14 protein-coding genes and 1 tRNA gene are annotated in these 21,124 nt (G+C 62.5%); 5 read left to right on the top strand and 10 right to left on the bottom strand.

Translation table 11 applies throughout. The features are described from left to right. Nucleotide 1 precedes the first annotated feature (1 nt). Genes cysN through cysQ form a run of 3 tightly spaced genes read right to left on the bottom strand, consistent with a single transcriptional unit; the run spans nt 2 to nt 3,655 of the window. Nucleotides 2-1,909 carry a sulfate adenylyltransferase subunit CysN gene (cysN, locus tag IG169_RS09660; protein WP_193175987.1) on the bottom strand — a complete coding sequence of 636 codons (1,908 nt, stop codon included), beginning with the start codon at nt 1,907-1,909 and terminating at the stop codon, nt 2-4. Continuing rightward, a complete protein-coding gene (cysD, locus tag IG169_RS09655) occupies nt 1,909-2,811 on the bottom strand; it encodes a sulfate adenylyltransferase subunit CysD (RefSeq protein ID WP_193175986.1) in 903 nt (300 codons plus the stop codon). The genes cysN and cysD overlap by 1 nt, the downstream gene beginning before the upstream one ends. A 55-nt stretch (nt 2,812-2,866) precedes the next feature. Continuing rightward, nucleotides 2,867-3,655: a 3'(2'),5'-bisphosphate nucleotidase CysQ gene (gene cysQ / locus IG169_RS09650; protein ID WP_193175985.1), complete on the bottom strand. Its 789-nt coding sequence runs from the start codon at nt 3,653-3,655 to the stop codon at nt 2,867-2,869. A 215-nt stretch (nt 3,656-3,870) separates the two neighbouring features. Here cysQ and galU point away from each other — a divergent pair, with 215 nt between their 5' ends. From galU to dxs, 3 genes are all read left to right on the top strand, one after another. Beyond that, complete coding sequence (galU, locus tag IG169_RS09645) at nt 3,871-4,743, top strand: UTP--glucose-1-phosphate uridylyltransferase GalU (RefSeq protein ID WP_193175984.1); 873 nt, start codon at nt 3,871-3,873, stop codon at nt 4,741-4,743. Nucleotides 4,744-4,951: 208 nt separating this feature from the next. After that, the gene (locus tag IG169_RS09640) at nt 4,952-6,274 is read left to right on the top strand and encodes an NAD(P)H-dependent oxidoreductase (protein ID WP_193175983.1); all 1,323 of its coding nucleotides are present in this window, start codon (nt 4,952-4,954) and stop codon (nt 6,272-6,274) included. A 119-nt stretch (nt 6,275-6,393) separates the two neighbouring features. After that, nucleotides 6,394-8,319 carry a 1-deoxy-D-xylulose-5-phosphate synthase gene (gene dxs, locus IG169_RS09635; protein WP_193175982.1) on the top strand — a complete coding sequence of 642 codons (1,926 nt, stop codon included), beginning with the start codon at nt 6,394-6,396 and terminating at the stop codon, nt 8,317-8,319. Nucleotides 8,320-8,325: 6 nt separating this feature from the next. On the opposite strand, the gene IG169_RS09630 is transcribed toward dxs, so the two are convergent. The 6 genes from IG169_RS09630 to IG169_RS09605 form a co-directional block, all read right to left on the bottom strand. Next, nucleotides 8,326-12,633, bottom strand: coding sequence for a translocation/assembly module TamB domain-containing protein (locus IG169_RS09630; protein WP_193175981.1), 4,308 nt, complete (start codon nt 12,631-12,633; stop codon nt 8,326-8,328). Beyond that, nucleotides 12,633-14,588, bottom strand: coding sequence for an autotransporter assembly complex protein TamA (locus IG169_RS09625; RefSeq protein WP_193175980.1), 1,956 nt, complete (start codon nt 14,586-14,588; stop codon nt 12,633-12,635). The genes IG169_RS09630 and IG169_RS09625 overlap by 1 nt, the downstream gene beginning before the upstream one ends. A 247-nt stretch (nt 14,589-14,835) precedes the next feature. Further along, nucleotides 14,836-15,303 (bottom strand): PAS domain-containing protein, encoded by a 468-nt coding sequence (locus tag IG169_RS09620; protein WP_193175979.1) that lies wholly within the window; start codon nt 15,301-15,303, stop codon nt 14,836-14,838. Between the two features lie 5 nt (nt 15,304-15,308). After that, nucleotides 15,309-16,181 (bottom strand): helix-turn-helix transcriptional regulator, encoded by an 873-nt coding sequence (locus tag IG169_RS09615; protein WP_193175978.1) that lies wholly within the window; start codon nt 16,179-16,181, stop codon nt 15,309-15,311. 61 nt (nt 16,182-16,242) lie between these two features. After that, nucleotides 16,243-16,515, bottom strand: coding sequence for a PilZ domain-containing protein (locus IG169_RS09610; protein ID WP_193175977.1), 273 nt, complete (start codon nt 16,513-16,515; stop codon nt 16,243-16,245). Between the two features lie 390 nt (nt 16,516-16,905). Next, nucleotides 16,906-16,982: transfer RNA gene (locus IG169_RS09605), tRNA-Pro, on the bottom strand. 186 nt (nt 16,983-17,168) lie between these two features. Between IG169_RS09605 and IG169_RS09600 the strand changes: the two genes are divergently transcribed. After that, the gene (locus tag IG169_RS09600) at nt 17,169-18,683 is read left to right on the top strand and encodes a phosphomannomutase/phosphoglucomutase (RefSeq protein WP_193175976.1); all 1,515 of its coding nucleotides are present in this window, start codon (nt 17,169-17,171) and stop codon (nt 18,681-18,683) included. A gap of 20 nt (nt 18,684-18,703) precedes the next feature. Continuing rightward, nucleotides 18,704-19,705 carry an asparaginase gene (locus IG169_RS09595; RefSeq protein ID WP_193175975.1) on the top strand — a complete coding sequence of 334 codons (1,002 nt, stop codon included), beginning with the start codon at nt 18,704-18,706 and terminating at the stop codon, nt 19,703-19,705. Here the strand turns inward: IG169_RS09595 and IG169_RS09590 are convergent. After that, complete coding sequence (locus tag IG169_RS09590) at nt 19,697-21,067, bottom strand: TIGR03808 family TAT-translocated repetitive protein (protein ID WP_193175974.1); 1,371 nt, start codon at nt 21,065-21,067, stop codon at nt 19,697-19,699. The two genes, IG169_RS09595 and IG169_RS09590, sit on opposite strands and share 9 nt — an antisense overlap. Nucleotides 21,068-21,124 lie beyond the last annotated feature (57 nt).

Below are 21,124 nucleotides of genomic sequence, written 5' to 3'. Positions count from 1 at the left end.
CCTAGAGGGTCACGACTCCCGCTTCGGCCAGTTGCCGGATGATTTCATCGGCGGCTGCCTCCGCGGAGACCTCTGACGTGTCGATACGGATTTCCGGGTTCTCCGGCTCTTCATAGGGTGAGTCGATTCCGGTGAAATTCTTGATCAGACCGGCACGCGCCTTCTTGTAGAGCCCCTTGCGGTCGCGGGCTTCGGCGACTTCGAGCGACGTGTCGACATGGACTTCGACGAATTCACCCCCGGCCATCAGGTCTCTTGCGAGCCGGCGTTCGGCCCTGAACGGTGAAATGAACGAGACGAGCGTGATCAGTCCGGCATCCGTCATCAGCTTGGCGACTTCGGCCACGCGGCGGATATTCTCGACCCGGTCGGCGTCGGTGAAGCCAAGATCCTTGTTGAGCCCGTGCCGGACATTGTCGCCGTCCAGGATCATCGTATGCGCGCCGGCGGCGATCAGTTTGCGGTCGACGATATTGGCGATGGTCGATTTCCCGGATCCGGACAGGCCGGTGAACCAGAGAACAGCCGGTTTGTGGCCCTTCATCGCCGATCGCGTCGAACGTTCGACATCGAGCGCCTGCCAATGCACGTTCGAGGAACGGCGCAGCGCGAAATGGATCATGCCCATGCCGACCGTCGCATTGGTCATCTTGTCGATCAGGATGAAACCGCCGGTCTCGCGGTTGTCGGCATAAGGATCGAAGGCGATCGCCCGGTCGAGCGACAGGTTGCAGACGCCCACCTCGTTGAGCTGCAATTCATGCGCCGCCTCGTGGGCGAGCGTATTGACGTCGATGCGGTATTTCGGCCGCGTGATCGTTGCGTTGACGGTCGAGGTGCCGATCTTCATCACATAGGGGCGGCCCGGATACATCGGCTCGTCGGCCATCCAGAGCAGCGTCGTCTCGAATTGGTTGGCGACCTCGGCCGGATCGCCCGCCGTGCAGATCGTGTCGCCGCGCGAGATGTCGATCTCGTCTTCGAGCGTCAGCGTCACGGATTGGCCGGCGACAGCCTCGTCGAGGTCGCCGTCAATGGTGACAATCCGCGCGACCGTGCTTTCCTTTGCGGACGGCAGGACCTTGATTCGGTCGCCGGGCTTGATGGTGCCGGAAGAGATGAAACCGGCAAAGCCGCGGAAATCGAGGTTCGGCCGGTTCACCCATTGCACCGGCATGCGGAACGCTTTCGTCTGCATCACGTCGCGCACGCCGACGGTCTCCAGATGCTCGAGCAGAACCGGACCGTTGTACCAGTCCGTATTGGCGCTGCGCTCGACGATATTGTCGCCTTCAAGCGCCGACATCGGGATGGCTGTAATGTGTTCGATTCCGCCGAGTTCCTTCGCGAACGCCCGGTAGGCGATCTCGATATCGGAGAAGACCTGCTGCGAATAGCCGACAAGATCCATCTTGTTGACGGCGAGCACCACGTTCTCAATGCCGAGACGCGAAACGATGAAGGAATGGCGCCGTGTCTGCGTGAGAATGCCCTTGCGCGCGTCGATCAGGATGATGGCGAGATCGGCGTTCGAGGCGCCGGTCGCCATGTTGCGCGTGTATTGTTCGTGGCCGGGCGTGTCGGCGACGATGAATTTGCGTTTCTCGGTGGAAAAGAACCGATAGGCGACATCGATCGTGATGCCTTGTTCGCGTTCCGAGGCCAGGCCATCGACCAGAAGCGCGAAGTCTATGCGATTGCCCTGTGTGCCCATCTTCTTCGAGTCGGCTTCCAGTGCCGAGAGCTGATCCTCGAAGATCAGCTTGGACTCGTAGAGCAGCCGTCCGATCAGCGTCGACTTGCCGTCGTCGACACTGCCGCAGGTGATGAAGCGAAGCAGCGACTTCTCTTCCTGGGATTTCAGGTAACCTTCGATATCGGAGGCGATCAGATCGGACTTGTGCGCCATCAGAAATAGCCCTCCTGCTTCTTCTTCTCCATCGAGGCGGCCTGATCATGATCGATCATGCGGCCCTGGCGTTCGGAGGTCGTCGTCAGAAGCATTTCCTGGATGATTTCCGGCAGGGTCGCCGCTTCGCTCTCGATGCCGCCGGTCAGCGGATAGCAGCCGAGCGTGCGGAACCGCACTGTCTTTTCCTGCGCGACCTCGCCGGGCAGCAGTTCCATGCGTTCGTCATCGATCATGATCAAGGCGCCGTCCCGCTCCACGACAGGGCGTGGCGCCGCGAAATAGAGCGGCACGATGTCGATCTTTTCCCGATGGATGTATTGCCAGATGTCGAGCTCGGTCCAGTTCGACAACGGGAAGACGCGGATCGATTCACCCTTGTTCTTGCGGGCGTTGAACAGCCGCCACAGTTCAGGGCGCTGGTTTTTCGGGTCCCAGCGGTGGTCGGCGCTGCGAAACGAGAAGACGCGTTCCTTTGCGCGCGACTTTTCCTCGTCACGCCGCGCGCCGCCGAAGGCGACATCGAATTTGTGCTTGTCCAGCGCCTGTTTGAGCGCTTGCGTTTTCATCACATCGGTGTGCACCGAGGAGCCGTGCGTGAATGGGCCGATACCCTGCCGTACCCCGTCTTCATTGACATGAACGATAAGATCGAGCCCGTATTTCTCGGCGACCTTGTCGCGAAAAGTGATCATTTCGCGGAATTTCCACGTCGTGTCGACATGCATCAACGGGAAGGGCGGCTTTGCCGGATAGAATGCCTTTAGCGCGAGATGCAGCATGACGGCTGAATCCTTGCCGATCGAATAAAGCATGACCGGATTGTCAGCCTCTGCCGCCACCTCGCGCATGATGTGGATGCTTTCGGCTTCGAGCCGTTGCAGATGGGTGAGGGACTTCATTACGGGGTATTCTCCGATTGGTCGCCCACCAAGCCGGCTTGCCGGCGCACGAGCCTCAGACGGGCTGCGTGTTTGCGGGAACAATATATCTGACAGTGGACGACGCGGCGATGAAATTCGGATTCCTGAACTGGGATTTGCCGTAGCTAAGTGGGGAACCGTCGCATGTCAAAACCTTGCCGCCCGCCGCGGCGAGAACCGCGTGACCGGCGGCGGTATCCCATTCCATCGTCGGCCCGAAACGCGGATAAATGTCCGCTTCGCCGGCTGCGACAAGGCAAAATTTCAGCGACGATCCCGCATTGACGCATTCGCCAATTTTATTTTCCGAAATGAAGGATTCCGTTTCCGGCGTCATGTGTGAACGGCTGGCGACCGCTGTCGGTTGCGGGCCGCAGGTTCGCACGGCAATTTCATGCGACGATCCGTCCTCGTCGATTTCACGGGCGCCGGATGTCCGGTCACCGACGAACATCCGTCCTGTGGCCGGAGCGTAGACGATTCCCGCAATCGGCGCGCCGTCTTCGATCAGCGCGATATTGATCGTGAATTCGCCGGTCTTGCGGATGAATTCCTTGGTTCCGTCTATGGGGTCGATGAGAAAGAACCGGTTACCCCGCTGGGATGCATGCGTCGCGGCACGCTCCTCGGTAACGATGGGAATGTCCGGATAGCGCTTGCTGAGCGCGGCAAACAGCAAATTGTCGACCGCGAGGTCGGCTTCCGTGACAGGGCTCTTGTCTTCCTTGAAGGCGACGTCGTGATCGCGCGAATAAATCGCCATTGCCGCCTTGCCCGCTTCCCGTGTCACGTCGACGAGATCGTTGATATGGAATTCGCTCATTCCCGGGGTACCAGTTTCGAGTTGTGATTTGCTTCGCGCTTATCAAGCAGTTCGGCATGTGAAACAAGGATGGTCTTCCGGCTCAAGGGCTTTGCTGTCATACGGCCGCATCTTGCAACGGAACCTGGCCGCGGGTTACGTCGTTATAAAATATCTTTATGTTGCATTGCGAAAGCCTCGCTGAACCCGATTGCAAAAGGAGAGATAACACCGACATGGCTCAACCTGTCCGTAAAGCCGTCATCCCCGTTGCCGGTCTGGGGACCCGTTTTCTCCCTGCGACCAAGACGCTGCCGAAGGAAATGCTGCCGGTCGTCGACCGGCCCGTCGTGCAATATTGCGTCGATGAGGCCTTCGAGGCGGGGATCGAACATGTCGTTTTCGTCACCGGGCGCGGCAAGGTCCTGATCGAGGATCACTTCGATTATCAGTACGAGCTCGACGCGACGCTGCGCGAGCGCGGCAAGACCGCGGCTGCGGAAACGCTCGATGCGCAAACGCCCGGTGCCGGCCGGATCAGCTTTACCCGCCAGCAGAAGCCGCTGGGCCTCGGCCACGCCGTCTGGTGCGCCCGCGACATCGTCGGCGACGACCCCTTTGCCGTCTTGCTGCCGGACATGGTCATGGACGGCGAGCCGGGTTGTCTCAAACAGATGATGGATGCCTATGACGATGTCGGCGGCAATATCATCTCGGTGCAGGAAACGACGCCGGACCTCGCCCACAAATACGGCATCGTGGCGACAGGCGCACAAAAGGGCGCGGCCTTCGAGATTACCGGGATGGTGGAAAAGCCGGCGCCGGGCACTGCTCCCTCCAATCTCTACATTAACGGTCGCTACATCCTGCAGCCGCGGATCATGGACATCCTGTCGACGCAGGCGACCGGAGCGGGCGGTGAGATCCAGCTGACCGACGCGATGCTGACCATGCTGAAGTCAGAACCGTTTTTCGGCGTTTCCTTCAACGGACGGACCTTCGACTGTGGGTCGAAATTCGGCTTCCTCGAAGCGAACATATTGCTCGCGCTGAAGCATGAGGACGTCCGGGAGGAGGTCGCCGGGCTGTTGAAATCGCTGGATCTCTAGCGCGGGGCGTTGAATCGGTTTCTCAGCGCGTTGATCGCGCGCCTTCGCTTTTTTCCGCAACAGTATGATCGGACTCGCAAATCTGCCTTCGTAAGGCACATTTGCGGTGCGACATTTCAGCGTCGACGGTTGCTTTCGCCGCATCAATGGTGAAGAAGGTTCCGATCCCGCGGGTCGCCCGTGGACAGCACGTGTTGCCAGAGATTTCATGCCGATATTACCACCCAACGTCGCCCTGACCGGTCTCGCAGCCGAGCTGCGCGAACGCTCCCTGTCGGGCAAGCCGATCCGCATCGGCCTTGTCGGAACCGGCGAGATGGGAACGGATATTTTCACCCAGGTCGCGCAGATGCAGGGTATCCGCGTCGGCGCCGTGGTGGAGCGTACGAAAGGCCGCGCCGCAATCGGTGCCGAAATGGCCTATGGCGAACCGGGCCACACCCGCGACGTCTCCAGCCACGACCAGATGTCGGCCGCCATGGAAGCCGGCAAGATCGCCGTCACCGGCGATCTGGATCTCGCGCTTTCGCACGGCATGATCGACGTGGTGATCGACGCGACCGGCGTGCCCGAGGCCGGAGCCGAGATCGGCATGCGGACGATCGGTCACGGCAAGCATCTCATCATGATGAACGTCGAATGTGATGTTTGCATCGGCCCGTATCTGAAGCACGAGGCCGACAAGGCCGGTGTGATCTACACATTGGGCGCCGGCGACGAGCCGTCGTCCTGCATGGAGATCATCGAATTCGTCACAGCCATGGGCCATTCGGTCGTCTGCGCGGGCAAGGGCAAGAACAATCCGCTCAATTTCGACGCCGTACCGGACGACTACCAGGAGGAGGCCGACCGGCGGAACATGAATGTCCGCATGCTGGTCGAATTCGTCGACGGGTCCAAGACGATGGTCGAGATGGCGGCCATCGCCAACGCGACCGGCCTTGTCCCGGACGTTCCCGGCATGCACGGCCCGCGCGCAACCGTGGATCAGCTGGCCTCGGTGCTGATCCCGAAGGAAGACGGCGGGGTCCTGTCGAAGCCCGGCTGCGTTGATTATTCCATCGGCAAGGGCGTCTCTCCGGGCATCTTCGTGATCATCAAGGCCGAGCATTCGCGCATCCACGAGCGCATGTCGGACCTGAAGATGGGCGAGGGACCGTATTTCACCTTTCACCGCCCCTATCACCTGACGTCGCTTGAAGTGCCGCTGACGGCGGCCCGCATTGTCCTGCACGGCAAGCGCGACATGGTGCCTCTGCCGAGGCGGGTGGCGGAGGTCTGCGCCGTCGCCAAACGCGATATCGCAGCCGGCGAAAAGCTCGATGCGGTTGGCCAGTATTGCTACCGTTCATGGACGCTGACCGCCGCGGACGCGAAGCGCTCCAATGCCATCCCCTGCGGTCTTCTCGAGAACGGGACCGCCTTGAAGCCGATTGCGAAGGGCGAGTTGATCACCTGGGACAATGCAAGGCCGAAAGAGGGCTCGCTGATCGCCGAATTGCGCGCCCGCCAGGACAAATTGCTCGCCTGACGACGGCTTGCGGATTGAAAAGCTTCATCGTACCGCCATCTTTGACTGCAAAAGGCCTCGCCTGCTTGTCGTGAGGGCGCTGTTTCGGCTATGGCTGAACGGAGAAACGGATCAGGAATTTGAGCACGAGTCCCCCGCATACGCCGCTTCTGGACGGCATTACCGACATTTCGCGATTGCGCGCCCTGGAAGACAAGGTTCTTCCGGACCTCGCGGGCGAAGTGCGCGCGGAGATGATCGATGCCGTTTCGCGAACCGGCGGCCATCTCGGGGCCGGACTCGGCGTCGTGGAACTGACGATCGCCATCCACCATGTTTTCAATACGCCGCACGACCGGCTGATTTGGGATGTCGGCCATCAGTGCTATCCGCACAAGATCCTGACCGGACGGCGTGACCGCATTCGCACCATCCGCCAGGAAGGCGGCCTGTCCGGCTTCACGAAACGTTCCGAAAGCGAGTTTGATCCCTTCGGGACGGCCCATTCCTCGACGTCGATTTCCGCCGGTCTCGGCATGGTCGAGGCCGCGCGCCTGCAGGACGTGCCGCGCCAGGTGATCTCGGTCATCGGCGACGGCGCGATGTCGGCCGGCATGGCCTTCGAGGCGATGAACAATGCCGGCTCGCTCGACGCCCGCCAGATCGTCATCCTCAACGACAACGACATGTCGATTGCGCCGCCGACAGGGGCGATGAGCGCTTATCTTGCGCGGCTCGCCTCCGGCAGCGCCTATATGGGCTTCCGCGACTTCGGCAAGAAGCTGACGGCCTATCTCGGCCGCCGGGTGGACCGCGCCATCACGCGCGCGGTCGAACATGCACGCGGCTATGTCACCGGCGGCACGCTGTTCGAGGAACTGGGCTTCTATCATATCGGCCCGATCGACGGCCACGACCTGCCGACGCTGCTGGCGGTGCTGCGCAATGTGCGCGACAATATTTCCGGGCCGGTCCTGATCCATTGCGTCACCCAGAAGGGCAAGGGCTACGCCCCCGCCGAACAGGCGGCCGACAAGTATCATGGCGTCGCCAAGTTCGACGTCATCACCGGCGCGCAGGCCAAACCCAAGCCGAACGCGCCGGCCTACACCCGGGTTTTCGGGGAATCGCTGGTCGAGGAAGGCCGCCACGACGACCGGGTGGTCGCGATCACGGCGGCGATGCCGTCGGGAACCGGCGTCGATCTCTTCCAGGAGGTCTTCCCGAACCGCACCTATGACGTCGGCATCGCCGAACAGCATGCGGTAACCTTCGCCGCCGGCATGGCCGCTGACGGCATGAAGCCCTTTGCGGCGATCTATTCGACCTTCCTGCAGCGCGCCTACGATCAGGTCGTCCACGACGTCGCGATCCAGAAGCTGCCCGTGCGCTTCCCCATCGACCGCGCCGGTTTCGTCGGCGCCGACGGGGCGACGCATGCCGGTTCTTTCGATATCGCCTTTCTGTCCTGCCTGCCGGGCTTCGTCGTCATGGCGGCGGCCGACGAGGCGGAACTCAAGCACATGGTGCGCACCGCCGTCGCCTATGACGAGGGCCCGGTCGCCTTCCGTTATCCGCGCGGCGAGGGCGTCGGCGTCGAGATGCCGTTGCGTGGAGAAATCCTGGAAATAGGCAAGGGCCGCATCGTCCGCGAAGGATCGAAAATCGCGCTACTGTCCTTCGGCACACGGCTGAAGGACGCGCTGCTCGCCGCGGAAGAACTCGACAGCTACGGATTGTCGACGACGGTCGCCGACGCCCGTTTTGCCAAGCCGCTCGACCATGACCTGGTGAAGCGGCTTGCCCGCGAGCATGAAGTGCTGATCACCCTGGAAGAAGGCTCTGTCGGCGGCTTCGGCTCGCATGTGCTGCAATATCTGAGCGGGAACGGGATGCTGGACGGCGACCTCAAGGTCCGTTCCCTGGTGATGCCCGACATCTTCATGGATCAGGCGAGCCCGGCCCGGATGTACGAGATCGCGGGCCTCGACAGGGCAGGCATCGTGCGAAACGCGCTTGCCGCGCTCGGCATGGACCGGGCGAAGCTCGTCAACCTGCGCGCCTGACCGCCGTCAGTAATCTTTCTCGAAGAAAACCCCGAATTTGGTATCGCCGCTGGAATTGACGGTGCCCTTGGCGGTCAGGCTGTCGGTCACGTCGAGATTGATTGACGCCTCGCCGCCGCTCTGGCCTGCCTGCACATCCAGATAGACGTTGTCCTGGATATATTTGCCGGCCTTCACCGCGACATTGCCTTCCTTGTCCTGGACGACGTCGAGGTCGTCGACGCCGATCCCGCGCCGGATTTGCTCGGACAGGCCGACACCGCTTCCGCCGCTGGCAAGCGAGGCGGCGGCCGTTGCGAGATTGGCGATCTGGAGCGGCGAGAGATTCGCGATTCCCTTGCCGAACAGGACACGCGCCAGGATTTCGTCCTGCGGCAGTTCGGGTGAGGAGGAGAGATCGAGCGACAGGTCGGATGCGCGCCCGCTCAGGCCGACATTGGCGACGATCTCGTCGCCGCTCACCTGCGCGACGAGGTTGATCATCGGATCGAGCGATCCGGTCAGCGTGATGCGGCCTTCGGTCAGTTGCAGCCGCTTGTTGAGGATCGACAGCCGTCCGCGGATCAGGTTGAAGGAGCCGACCGGCTGCAAGGCATCGAGCGGACCGGTGACGCGCAGCCGTCCGCCGAGTTCGGCGTCGATACCGCGGCCGCGCACGAAAATCCGGTTCGGCGAGTTGATCGTGACGTCGAGCCGAACGGGCGCCTGGGGCGAGCTGCCGCCGTCCTTCGGCAAAACGGCCTCGATGCGCTGCAGCGTGCGCAAGGTCGCGCCGTCGGGATCGACGTGACGCACCTCCAGCAGATCGGCCTCGTTGCCGATCGTTTCCGGTACGGTGATCTCGGTGCCGAGCAGGTCTATCCGGCCGGAGAGAAGCGGCCCTGCGGTCAGTTGGCCCGTGACGGAAAGATCGCCCGAAAGGGTTGTTCGGATCGTCTGGGCGTCGGAATAGACGGCCTTGGAGAGCACGATATCGAGATTGGCGGGCAGACCGCCTGACAGGCCGATGGTTCCACTGACACTGACCGAGCCGCCGCCGGCCAACTGGCCCGTGAAGCGGTTGATGGAGATCGTGTCGCCACGCAACCCGGCGACGCCGCCGACCTGGTTCAGCCTCAGATTGGAGAGTGGGTCGCTAACCGTTGCGCCGGAAAGCGAAAACAGCCCATCGGCATTCGGCGCGGCGAGTGAACCGGTGACCGTCGCGTCGATGCGCAGCGTACCGCCAAGCCGAGTGCCGCGTTCGGCCAGGAATCGTTCCGCAAAGGTCAGAGGCACGCCACCATTGACCCGCACGGACAGACCGCCTCCCGACAGCGGGATCGTGCCCGAGCCCGTGAAATCGAGGTCCTGGGCATTGCGGGCCGTCACCTGCGCCAGCCGGACGGTCCCGTCCTGGTAGCTTCCCGAGGCCGTCAGTGCGATCGGGGAGACGGACGCTGACCGAAGTGCGGCTGCGTCGAGCCCGTTCCCGCGGATTGTGAATGACGCTTGCGGGCTTCCGGTCGGGCCGGAGACCTTGACGGAACCGTCAAGCGTGCCGCCGAGGCCGAGATCGGGCCGGAAGCCGTTGACGATCGAAAGCGGAAGGGCGGAGACGTCCGCGCTGATGTCGATGGTCTGGGCAATCGTGCCGGACGCCGAAACGCGTCCGCCGCCGACATTCGCCTGGAGGGACTCGATCCTCGTCGTGTCGCCGGAACGCGAAATGGTCGCGGGCGCGGTAAGTTTCACGTCACCGTAGCGCGATTGAGCCGTAAGCGTCTCGAGCGTGGCGTCGAAACCGCCGGCTGTTGTTTGCAGATTGCCGTTGGCTGCGACGCGTGTGCCGTTGTCGAGCGCCGCATTGGCGCTGAACCGCGTCAAGGCACCCTCTGTGGCCGAGGTCGCCGAGAGTTCGGAGATCGCAATCCCCGCGGCGTCTATTGCGCGGCCGTCGACCTTGGCGTCGATGCGTGGCGTGCCGAACAGGTCGCGGATATTTGCCTCGATTTCGGCATTGCCTATTTTCGTCGTCTCGTAGCGCGCCTTCGAAACCGTGATGGCGGCTGTCGCGTCCTGGCGGCCGTCCGGCGCCGACAGCGTGACGGTGCCGTTGATGACGCCTGCCGCATCCGCAAGCGCCAGCGCGGCGAGGGGAGAAATGTCGTTTGAAACGATGCCGATCCGCCCGTCGGCGAGACTGTTTTCGACCGTGACATCGCCCGTCAGTTGGCTGAAGCCGATGCGTGCGGCAAAATCCGACAGCGACAGTCGCTCGCCGTTGCGCGCGAATGCGCCTGCGATGTCGATGGTTTCGCCGCCGATCAGGCCGCTCCCCTTGATGTTGCCGGCGATGTTCTCGGCGTCCATGCGGCCGTCGAATGCGATCTCGGCATTCGGCACGGCACGGCCGACGAGACGCGCGCTGTCGAGGCCGAGCCGGGCGCTGACGTCGAACGGGGCGGAACGCTCCGATCCTTCCCGCTTGTCGATGGACGCATCGAGCGTGAGCCGTCCCGAGCCGCGCTCGTCGATGCGCGCGATGTCGAAAACCTCAGCATGGGCACGCAGATTGGCGCTGCTGCTCGCGAACACGCCGTCGATCCGCGCGCTTGCCTGGTCGTTGGCGAGGTTCAGTTCGCGGAAATGCAGCCCGTCCGCCGAGCGCGCGGCGCTGCCCGTCAGCTTCGTTTCGCCGGATAGCAGCCGGTCCGCTGCGGGGCTGTCGAAACTTGCGTCGGTGAGCGTGCCGTCGAATGCGAGATCGAACGAGCCGCCTGCCAGTGCGATGTCGCCATCGACGGCCAGTGCGGTGCTGCCGGCGAGGTCGCGATCGGCGATCAGCGAAAATGCAGCGAGATCAGCGGCTTCGATTCGCGCCTTGCCCTTGAATGTGAGACCGTCCAGCAGACCCTGTGCGCCGATCCTGGCTGTATCGCCCTGGACCGACGCGGTTGCGAGGCGCACCGGATTGCCGGAAGACCAGTCGCCGCCGGCGGCAAGGGTGACGCGGTCGCCGACAGCGCGGGCGATGCCCGGATCGTCCGGGCTGATTCCTTCGGCATCGCCATCGAGCTTGAACGTGATCGAGCGGCTGTCGGGATTGTTTACGCCGGTAACGGCGCCCGAGCCGTCGAGGCGGATCTGGCCGATCTTCGCCTTTGCGGTGTCGATACCGGAGATCGACCCGGAAAGTGTCCATTCGCCGGCGCCGTATTGCAGTTTCAGCGTGCCGTTATCGACGGTGACGGGATCGCCGGAAAGCGGCAGCAGAACCGGCGCACCGTCGGCGGAGCGCAGCGTCATGTCGGCTGTGAACTCGCTCGGAAACCCGTCCGCGACCGTGGATCCGGATGCTGTGATGTCGAGCGCGCCGCTGTCGAGCTTCAGTTGCCGCAGGTCGATGGCTCCGCCCTGATGCAGGACGACGTCGGCGGTAAGAGACGTTTCGGCGCCAAAGAACGCGCGATGGGCTTCCGGCAGGATCTTTGCGATTGGCCCCGAAAGCCGGATATCCGCGCGCCGGTCACCGGAGAAAACCGCGTCATTCAGGCTGAAACTGCCGGTTGCGATGCGTTCGCCGGCGACATCGAATGCGAGGTCCAGATCGAAATTGTCGAGCGGGCCTTCGCCGCTGGCTGTCAGCGCCACGGGCGGGCGGTCCGGAATATTGAGCAGATTGGCGACAACGCCGTCCGCCGCTTCCTGCAGCGACAGGTTGACACCGAGTTGCGACGACGCATTGGAATAATTTGCCTCCAGCGCAAGCTGGCCGCCGGGGCCGTCGAGGCGGGCGATATCGAGTTTTGTTGCGAGCGCGCCGTCGCCGAGAGAAAGGCTGCCCTTGAGCGAAAGTGTCGAGGCGAGGCCGAAGACTGGCTCGCCGAAATGCGCCTCATCGATGGCGATCTCGCCGATCTGAACGCTGACGGGCAGTTCCGGCAGGCTGAATTGCCTGGCTTCAGGCGCGGGAAGGCTTTTGTCGGCGGCCGGCATGCGCGGCCAGTCGATCCGCTCCGCGCTCAGGCTCTGGATACTGAGCGTGCCGGTCAACAAAGCGGTGCGGCTCCACTGCAGCCGCGGTTTGACGATGGTGAGCCAGACGCCGTCCTGGTCGGCGATGGTGATGCTGTCGAAGCTGACGTCGGACGAGAGCGTTCCCTTGATGCCGTTCAGCGAAATCTGGCGGTTCGGCGCCGAGAGCTGTTCCTCCACGAAGCGGATGAGGGACGACTTCTCCTCGTCATCCTGGGTCTGCGCATGCGCCAGAGCACCCGGCCAAAGGCAAAGAACGAGCAAAAGAAAACGGGAAAGGAAGCGGTTTGCTGTCATCAGAATGCCTGTCCGATCCCTGCATAGATCGCAAAATCGGGATCCCCGGACTGGGCATTCAGCGGGAACGCCACGTCGAGCCGGAGTGGGCCGAAGCCCGTATTATAACGCAGGCCGATGCCGGCGCCGACGCGCAGGTTGCCTGAAAAATCGGGAGCCGCTCCTTCATTGACCTGCCCGACATCGGCAAAGCCGACCAGGCCGAACGCGTCGGTGATGTCCTGACGGATTTCCGCGGAGGCTTCGAACAGCGACCGGCCGCCCGACGTTCCGCCGGGAACGTCGACCCCGATGCTGCGATATGTATAGCCGCGCACCGACGAACCGCCGCCTGCCAGGAAGAGCTCGTCTTGCGGGATTTCCGAGATCGGTGCGCCGACGATCGAACCGACCTTCAGCCGCGCCGCCAGAACGGTACGTTCCTGTGCGCCAAGGCCGACAAAGAGGCGGGTTTCGCCCTCGAACCTGGCGGCCGCATTGTTAAACTCCCATTCGTAGAACGGCTTGGCCGCGAAGCGTGCGTAAAGACCGTGTTTCGGATTGAGCTTGTTGTTGCGGGTGTCGTATTCGACCGACGCGTCCAGTCCGGCAAGGCCGAAGCGACGCGTGCCGAAGACGTCGTCATATTCGCCATAGGTGACGAAGGTGCCGGCATGCACGGTCAGCTCGTTGCTGACGTATTGGTTGGCGCGGACCGACGCCGATACGCGGTTCTTGGTATAGAGATCGAGCACTTCACGCTCGAAGAACCCGCCGATCACGATGTCCGTGTCGGGTGTGAAACGGCCCGGCAGAGTGAGTTCCGTGCCGAGAAAATAGTCGAGCTTGTCGAAGTCTGCGCTCGAATCGATGCCGGATACCCGGCCGTCGAAACGCAGACGCTCGGCGCGTCCGAACAGGTTTCGATGCAGCCAGTATCCCTCGACGCCGGCGCCGTCGGTGGTTGACAAGGTCGCGCCGACCCCGACGCGGTGCAGCTTGTTTTCCTGTACGGTGAGGGAAAAGGGCAATCTGCCGTCCGGCCCGATCGCGTCCGCTTCCTTCAGCGATACCGAGCGGAACACGCCGAGGCGTTGCAGCCGCTTCTCGGCGCGCTTCAGGTCGTCCGGGTCGTATTCCGCGCCTTCCTTGAGGCCGGTCTGCCGCGCGACGAACCGGGCGCGCATGCGATCCGTTCCCTCCACCTCGACCGGGCCGTAGAGCGCGCGTTGTCCCGGCTCGACCGTCAGTCGAACATTCAACTCGCCCGTATCGTGATTGGCGGTGACGGATTGTACGGCGATCCGCGCCTTCGCGTAGCCCTGCTGGCGCCAGGCGTCGACGGCGAGGCGGCCGGCCTTCTTGACTGTCGCGGCATAGGCGGGGGCACCTGGCTCGAAGCCCTCGTCTGCCGGCAGTACAACGCGGTCGCTCCGGCGCGCCGCCGGCGGCGCGGTGTTGACGATTTCCGCGGTGCCGAAGCGGAACCGCGGTTCGGCGCGCACGGAAATCGCCAGTTGCGCATTGTCCGGGAATTCGGTGCCCGCCGGTACATTCGCGATTTCGCGCCCGTTCCAGGTGATCGAAATCTCCGCACCGTAGCGCGCGTCATTGTAGAGCGCGGCGAGGATGCGCTTGTAGTCGGCCTTGGCCCGCGTCAGCAAACCGGCCGACCCGGCGGCGGGTGACTTGCGGTCCTGCCAGAGAAGGGACGCGTTCTCGATCGCCTTTTTCAGGTCGCGGTCCGGTTGTCCGCTGGCGGTGACGTTCAGGGATACGTCATAGCGTTTCGGATCGATCAGGCCGTCGCTTTCGTCGCCGGTTTTGCAGTCTCCGAAAAGGCAGTAGCCGAAAAGCTCCAGGGCGGACGCCGGTGTTGGTGTTGGTGCGACAAACACAGGCGCGAGCGCGATCGCCAACCCGGTGCGCGCGACAAAGGCGCGAAAACCCGAGCGAGATTGCTGCCCTGGCGCCATTGTTGTGGTTGTGATTGTCGCCGAATCCGCCAAACCGATGCCTTCACTCTGTTACGCTGCACTCAAACTGTATAGTTGACGGAATTCGTCAATCGGTAAGCGCGGGCAACGCCCCTGAAGGCGTCATAAATCCCGCAACTGGGCCGGTACAGCAACAGTATCGCGTAAAACAGTTAAAACTCGATTCATATTGTTAACCTTTCCGCGGTCGGCGACCCCGGACAGGTTGCACCAGGAAACTGGCGGTTCAGGCAATCACGGCGACGGCGCGCACGCGTTCATGGAACTGCGAGAATGTCCCGAAAATCTCTTCGCGGCCGTCCTGGTTGACGCGATAACGGCCACTTGACTTGACTAGCTTGAAGCCTCCGTCAGCGCACTGCAGCCTCAGGACAAAACGATAACCGGTTTTGCGCGCGGCCGCTTCCTCGATGCAGCTCGAGACAAGTGCGCGATCGTCCGGGTGGTAGGCTTCGATCGCCTTGCGGATATCGACTGGTCCATCATGGTAGGGGATACCGTAGATTTCGAAGACATCGCGGCTCCAATAGACCATGCCTGTCTCGAGATCGATGCGCCACACGCCATAGAGATCGAACTGCGCAAGCGCATCGAGGAGGCAGGCGTCACCCAGCCCGATATCTTCCATGGCTTGCGGCGGACGCGGCTTGTCCTGGATCTCAATGCTCAGCTGTGGATGCGGGTCACCCTTCATCGTGACTAATCCAGAAATCCGGCGCGGATCGCTTTCGCGACCGCGTGCGCGCGGTTTGCTGCGCCGAGTTTTTGGCAGGCCGCGCTAAGATAGTGGTTTACCGTGTGTTCAGAAAGGCCTAGAATCGTTGCGATTTCCTGGCTAGTCTTCCCGCTCGCCGTCCAGTGAAGGCACTCGCGTTCGCGCGCGCTCAGGGTTTGTTCGCTGACCCGGTCCGCTTTTCCGATTTCGGAGACACGCTCATAAAGCAGGTTGGAGATGAAGCTCAAGCGAAACAACTCGTTCGACGAGGGCTTCTCGCGCTTGCCGGCAAACGAAACCGCGCCGCGTCCGCCAGACGGGTCCTGGGTCGGGAAGTGGACGCCGCCTTCGAATCCGTATTGGGCGAAAAGCTCGTTTGCTTTGCTTCCATGTCCGCTCGCGCGTTCCCTGTTGACCTCGTGCAGGTTCCATATGAACGGTTGGACGGTTTTGCGCAGCGCCTTGATCACCGGACTGCTCTCGAGCAGCCCCAACCGGTCGTAACTGCTGATGAGTTCCGGCGGCCAGTTGCTGATGATGGACACGGACGCCAACTGGCGCTCGTCGCCTTGCGGAAGCCGGATGATGGAAAAGAATTCGAAGCCGTGGGTTTTCGCGATTTCCCGGATCAGCCGGAGAACGTCATAGCTGGTTTTGCAGCCGGTTATTCGCGCAACGAGTTCCGAATCCTGCGTGGCGGAGAGTGGGAGCGGATTGTGCAACTTCGGGGTCCGTATCAAAAATATGCAATGCATCGAATCCATCGGATCACGGTGCGCTGCCGACGTGAATTGCAAAAGGTTGCTCCGCGTCCGCGCAACCGATGGCGCAGAATGCAACTGCCAAAGACCGGTCATGCCGGCTAACTCGAAAGCAGATTGTCAAAGGGAATGCAGAACAACCGCGGTTGAGGGGCGGCTACTTGCGTATTATGTCGAATTCAAGGCCGGCAAAATCGCGCCGGCGCCATTTGCATATTGCCCTCCGGTTGAGCCCGATACCGGGAATCGACAGTTCGAATTTAGTGGGCAGCCAGGCGTTTTCCGGTATCTGCAGCCGCGCGCCATGCTCTGACAGATCCTTGATGATCGCCCGAAGGGTCACCGTGGATCCAATGCGGATTTCGGCCAGGTGAGCACAAGGCACGCGCTCCGCAACTCGCCGATCAATCGGAATGGTTTCCCTCGTCATTCCCGCCCTGCATAGTCCATCCTATTGTCAGATAAGCATGAATCCACCCTGCCGGATATCCGCGCAATCGAACCGGCGCTTTCTTGCAGGCCGCTGATTCTGATCTGTTAACTTTCGCATGCCTGCGCCGGTTACGGTGAATTTCAGCGGATAATTGTTAGGGGGCCAGAAATTGGGGGCCGGCCGCCTATCCGGGATTAACGAACCGGGCCTAATTTGCCTCGCGCTGACATGATATTGCAGCGCACCCCGACGGAGTTTGGGTGGTCAGCCGACGCTCCACCCCCGCGCGAGATCACCCAAACTCCCATTTTCCCCAACATTTTGATACCTTTCGCCGGCATCCGGGCGTTGCGCCGCGCGAATTGGTCATGTCGGATTTTTGGAAAATGGTCGGAGTGGCAGGATTTGAACCTGCGACCCCCTCGTCCCGAACGAGGTGCGCTACCAGGCTGCGCTACACTCCGCGACCAAACGGAAGCGGTCTATAGCGCCCGAACCATGATCCCGCAAGTGCGCGATGCCATTCTGTGGCGGTTTTTATTCCAGGCGCGGAAGCGCTTGCCCGGCGGCCCGGAAGATGGCACGAAACCAATGCTCCCGGTTCCGTAAGGGCCGGACTTCGATCGGATGGCAATATCGGGATATTATCGATGAAACCACGCGCAGAACTGCAACCGAACAGTTACGAATTCGAGACGCAGGCGCTAGTCAAGCCGACCGGATTTCGCGAATACGATGCGCGCTGGTGGTTCGGGCAACCGGCATCGGACAAGGAACCCGAACTGAACCTGCTCGGCGTTCAGGCGCTCGGCATGGGGCTGGGTACACTGATCCGGCGCCTCGGCGCCGGGCCGAAGATCGTCGTCGGCCATGATTTTCGCGGTTACTCGCTGTCGATAAAACTGGCGTTGGCGCAGGGATTGATGGCGGCCGGCGCCGACGTGAAGGATATCGGCCTGGCGCTTTCGCCGATGGCCTATTTCGCCCAGTTCGCGCTCGACGTGCCGTCGGTCGCCATGGTCACCGCCTCGCATAACGAGAACGGCTGGACCGGCGTGAAGATGGGCTGCGAGCGCCCGCTGACCTTCGGACCGGACGAGATGGGGCAGTTGCGCGACATTGTCCTTGGCGGCGATTTCGATCTGATTGGCGGCGGCTCTTACGAAACGCTCGAGGACTTCCGCAAGACATATATCGACGATCTGGTCGACGGCATCGTCGTGAAGCGCAAGCTGAAGGTCGTGGCGGCCTGCGGCAATGGCACGGCGGGCGCCTTTGCGCCGGAGGTGCTGGAGCGTATCGGTTGCGAGGTGATCCCGCTCGACACCGAGCTCGATTTCAATTTCCCGCGCTACAACCCGAATCCGGAGGACATGGAGATGCTCCATGCGATCCGCGACAAGGTACTGGAGACTGGCGCCGATGTTGGCCTCGGTTTCGACGGTGACGGCGACCGCTGCGGCGTCGTCGACAACGAGGGCAACGAGATCTTTGCCGACAAGGTCGGCGTGATGCTGGCGCGTGATATTTCCTCTCTGCACGCGAATGCGAAATTCGTGGTCGACGTAAAATCGACCGGGCTGTTCATGACGGATCCGGTGCTGCAGGCGAACGGGGCGGTAACCGACTACTGGAAGACCGGACACTCCTACATCAAGCGGCGGGTGACGGAACTCGGCGCTGTCGCCGGTTTCGAGAAATCCGGGCATTTCTTCTTCAACGCGCCGATCGGACGTGGCTATGACGACGGTTTGGTCACGGCGATCGCCGTTTGCCAGATGCTTGACCGCAATCCCGGGAAGTCCATGGCCGATCTCTATCGCGACCTTCCGCTGACCTTCGGGTCGCCGACCATGTCGCCGCATTGCGGCGACGAGGTGAAATACGACGTCGTCGAACGCGTGGTCGACCGGTTCACGGCGATGAAGGAGGCCGGCGAGACGGTCGCCGGACACCCGATCGCCGATCTCGTCACGGTGAACGGCATTCGCATCGTTGCCGACGACGGCACATGGGGGCTGGTGCGCGCATCGTCCAACAAGCCGGAGCTGGTCGTTGTCGTTGAGAGTCCCGTGTCCGAGGAACGCAAGCTCGCCATGTTCCGCGCCGTCGACGCGATCCTGCGCGAGAACAGCGAAGTCGGCGCCTACAATCAGTCAATCTGACCGGTGAGCGGGGAGCGCACGTGATCAATCCTGTCCTTGTCGAATCCGTGCGTGGCGGCGTCACCGACCTGCGCCATCGCGGCGCAATCGCCGTATCGGACGGTGACGGCAGGCTCGTCTGGTCGACCGGCGACGTTGACCGTCCGATCTATCCGAGGTCCGCGGCGAAGCTGTTTCAGGCGCTGCCGCTCGTCGAAAGCGGCGCGGCCGACCGCTATGACCTGAGCGATGAACAGCTGGCGCTTGCATGTTCGTCCCACTCGGCCGAGGACGGCCATGTCGCGGCGGCTGCCGACATGCTCGCGAAGGCGGGCCTTGGCGAACCGGTTCTCGAATGCGGCGCGCATTGGCCGATGTTCAGCCAGTCCCAGCTGATCGACTTCGTGCGCAAAGGGCATGTGCCGAATCAGCTTCACAACAATTGTTCCGGCAAGCATTCCGGCTTCCTGTGCGCGGCGTGTCACCAGGGCATAGAACCGGCAGACTACGTGAAATCGGGCCATGAAATTCAGCGGCAGGTAATGGCCGCGCAGGAAGACATGACCGGATACCGGATCGGCGAAGGGGATGGCGCGATCGACGGCTGTTCGATCCCCGCCTATGCCTTTCCGCTGCGTGCGCTCGCGCACGGCTTCGCCAAGGTGGCGACAGGTCATGGCCTCGGTCCGGAACGGGCCAAAGCGGCAAGGCGGCTGATGGAGGCCTGTATCGCCAATCCCTGGTTCACAGCGGGAACGGACCGCTTCTGCACCCGTGTCATGGAAGCGGGCGAGGGCGCGATCTACGCCAAGACCGGCGCGGACGGCGTTTACGTTGCGGCGCTTCCGTCGGCCGGATTGGGTGTCGCACTGAAATGCGACGACGGCTCCGGCCCCGCAGCCGAGATCATGCTCGCCTCGGTGTTGATGCGCCTGCTCGGCCATGACGAAGCGCTGGGCGAGCGACTGCAGCCGCTGGCGCGCAAGATCCTGAAGAACTGGAACGGCATTGAGGTCGGTGAAATCCGGCCCGTCTCAGCCTGACGTCGCGATATTGCCGGATAGCATGACATTGGACGGAGCGCTTTCCGGCTCGGCGAGAAGGTCGGGCGCGGCCGGCTTGCCCCATTCATGCGCCTGGATGCCGGTTTCGCGTGCCGAGATCAGGTTACCCCGGATCAGCGCATGGCCCGCGCCGTCGGCGGCCGAGACGCCGATACCGAAGCGTGCGCCTCGGATCGTGTTCGCCGAGACGACGACATCGCGCAGATAAGGCCCCCAGCCGGCGTTGATGCCGTAGAGAGGCGCGCCGTCGATGACATTACCGGTCACCGTGGCGTCCGCCTCGACGCCGATACCGGTGCCAAAGCCCGGGAAGTCCGGATCATAGGGGCCAGTCGTGCGCAGGTTGCGAATGATGTTGCCGGTGATCGTCGCGCCGTGGCCACCATGGTCGAGATTGGTGGCTGATATGCCGTTTGCCGCGCCGTCGATCATGTTGTTGGCGATGATGGCGTCCTCGAACGCGAATTCCGCATAGATCGCCGTCTCGCCGCTGTCGCGGCAGATATTGCCGGTCACCTGCATGCCGCGCACGTTGTTGCCGCGGATCGCGGAAAACGCGCTGCTCGAGATCACATTGTTGGCGGCGACCACGTCGTCGGTACGGAAAAAGTTGATCGCGTTGCCCCATTGCCCGGTGCCGCCATTGTCCGCGCCGGTATCCGAAATCCGGTTGCCGGTGACGATGGCGCCGTCGTGGCCGGGAGCGCTCCGGTGAATGATGACGCCGCCGTTGCGGCAATCGCGTATATTGTTTCCGGAAATCGAAAGCCCGGCGCCGTCAATTGAGAAGACGGCGAACAGGCGCGCATCCGAGATCGAATTTCCCTGAAGACGGCCCGAACAGCCTTCGAGGTAGACGGCGTTCGCGCCGGCGCCGCGCAGCGTGCAGGTCGAAATGTCCAGGCCCGCGACATTGCGGAGATCGATCAGCCCCTCGTTCTCGTCAGCCGCGCGATCGAGTCCGTCGATCACCAATCCGCGCAGCGTGACGGACTCGCCGTCATTGGCCCGAAAAAGGGCACCCGTTCCCGCGTGGACAAGCTGAGTGCGGCCGGGGATGCCCTCGAGGCGAAGGCCGGAGGGGAGGTGTATGCCGGACAGCACATACATCCCGCCCGGTAGAAAGATCGCTTCTCCATTGGCCGCCGCGGCATCGACCATCGCCTGGAACAGCGCGGACTGATCCACCGCGACATCAGGCACGACATCGTAGTCCGTTGCGCTCTTCCTCCCGCGCAATTGCGCGCCCGAAATAGGCATTGTCTGCGCCGACGAACTGAACGGGACTGCGGAAAACAATGCAACTGTGCCAAAAAGGGACAGAAACCGGCGACGGTTCATGAATTTGCTCCTTGCGCAACCTTTTGCAGCAATCCGCGTGCCGACCAACAAAAAAGC

This window comes from Oricola nitratireducens, from assembly GCF_014904745.1.
Taxonomy (GTDB): Bacteria; Pseudomonadota; Alphaproteobacteria; order Rhizobiales; family Rhizobiaceae; genus Oricola; species Oricola nitratireducens.
The sequence above is the reverse complement of the archived record's forward strand: the minus strand, read 5'-3'. Positions and strand labels throughout refer to the sequence as shown.

Excerpts from the sequence above, each read along its gene's own strand:
- IG169_RS09640 (WP_193175983.1), top strand. The coding sequence starts at position 4,952 with ATGCCGATATTACCACCCAACGTCGCCCTGACCGGTCTCGCAGCCGAG.
- IG169_RS09625 (WP_193175980.1), bottom strand. The coding sequence starts at position 14,588 with ATGGCGCCAGGGCAGCAATCTCGCTCGGGTTTTCGCGCCTTTGTCGCG.
- galU (WP_193175984.1), top strand. The coding sequence starts at position 3,871 with ATGGCTCAACCTGTCCGTAAAGCCGTCATCCCCGTTGCCGGTCTGGGG.
- IG169_RS09620 (WP_193175979.1), bottom strand. The coding sequence starts at position 15,303 with ATGAAGGGTGACCCGCATCCACAGCTGAGCATTGAGATCCAGGACAAG.
- IG169_RS09600 (WP_193175976.1), top strand. The coding sequence starts at position 17,169 with ATGAAACCACGCGCAGAACTGCAACCGAACAGTTACGAATTCGAGACG.
- IG169_RS09590 (WP_193175974.1), bottom strand. The coding sequence starts at position 21,067 with ATGAACCGTCGCCGGTTTCTGTCCCTTTTTGGCACAGTTGCATTGTTT.
- IG169_RS09630 (WP_193175981.1), bottom strand. The coding sequence starts at position 12,633 with ATGACAGCAAACCGCTTCCTTTCCCGTTTTCTTTTGCTCGTTCTTTGC.
- cysN (WP_193175987.1), bottom strand. The coding sequence starts at position 1,909 with ATGGCGCACAAGTCCGATCTGATCGCCTCCGATATCGAAGGTTACCTG.
- cysD (WP_193175986.1), bottom strand. The coding sequence starts at position 2,811 with ATGAAGTCCCTCACCCATCTGCAACGGCTCGAAGCCGAAAGCATCCAC.
- IG169_RS09615 (WP_193175978.1), bottom strand. The coding sequence starts at position 16,181 with ATGACCGGTCTTTGGCAGTTGCATTCTGCGCCATCGGTTGCGCGGACG.
- IG169_RS09610 (WP_193175977.1), bottom strand. The coding sequence starts at position 16,515 with ATGACGAGGGAAACCATTCCGATTGATCGGCGAGTTGCGGAGCGCGTG.
- cysQ (WP_193175985.1), bottom strand. The coding sequence starts at position 3,655 with ATGAGCGAATTCCATATCAACGATCTCGTCGACGTGACACGGGAAGCG.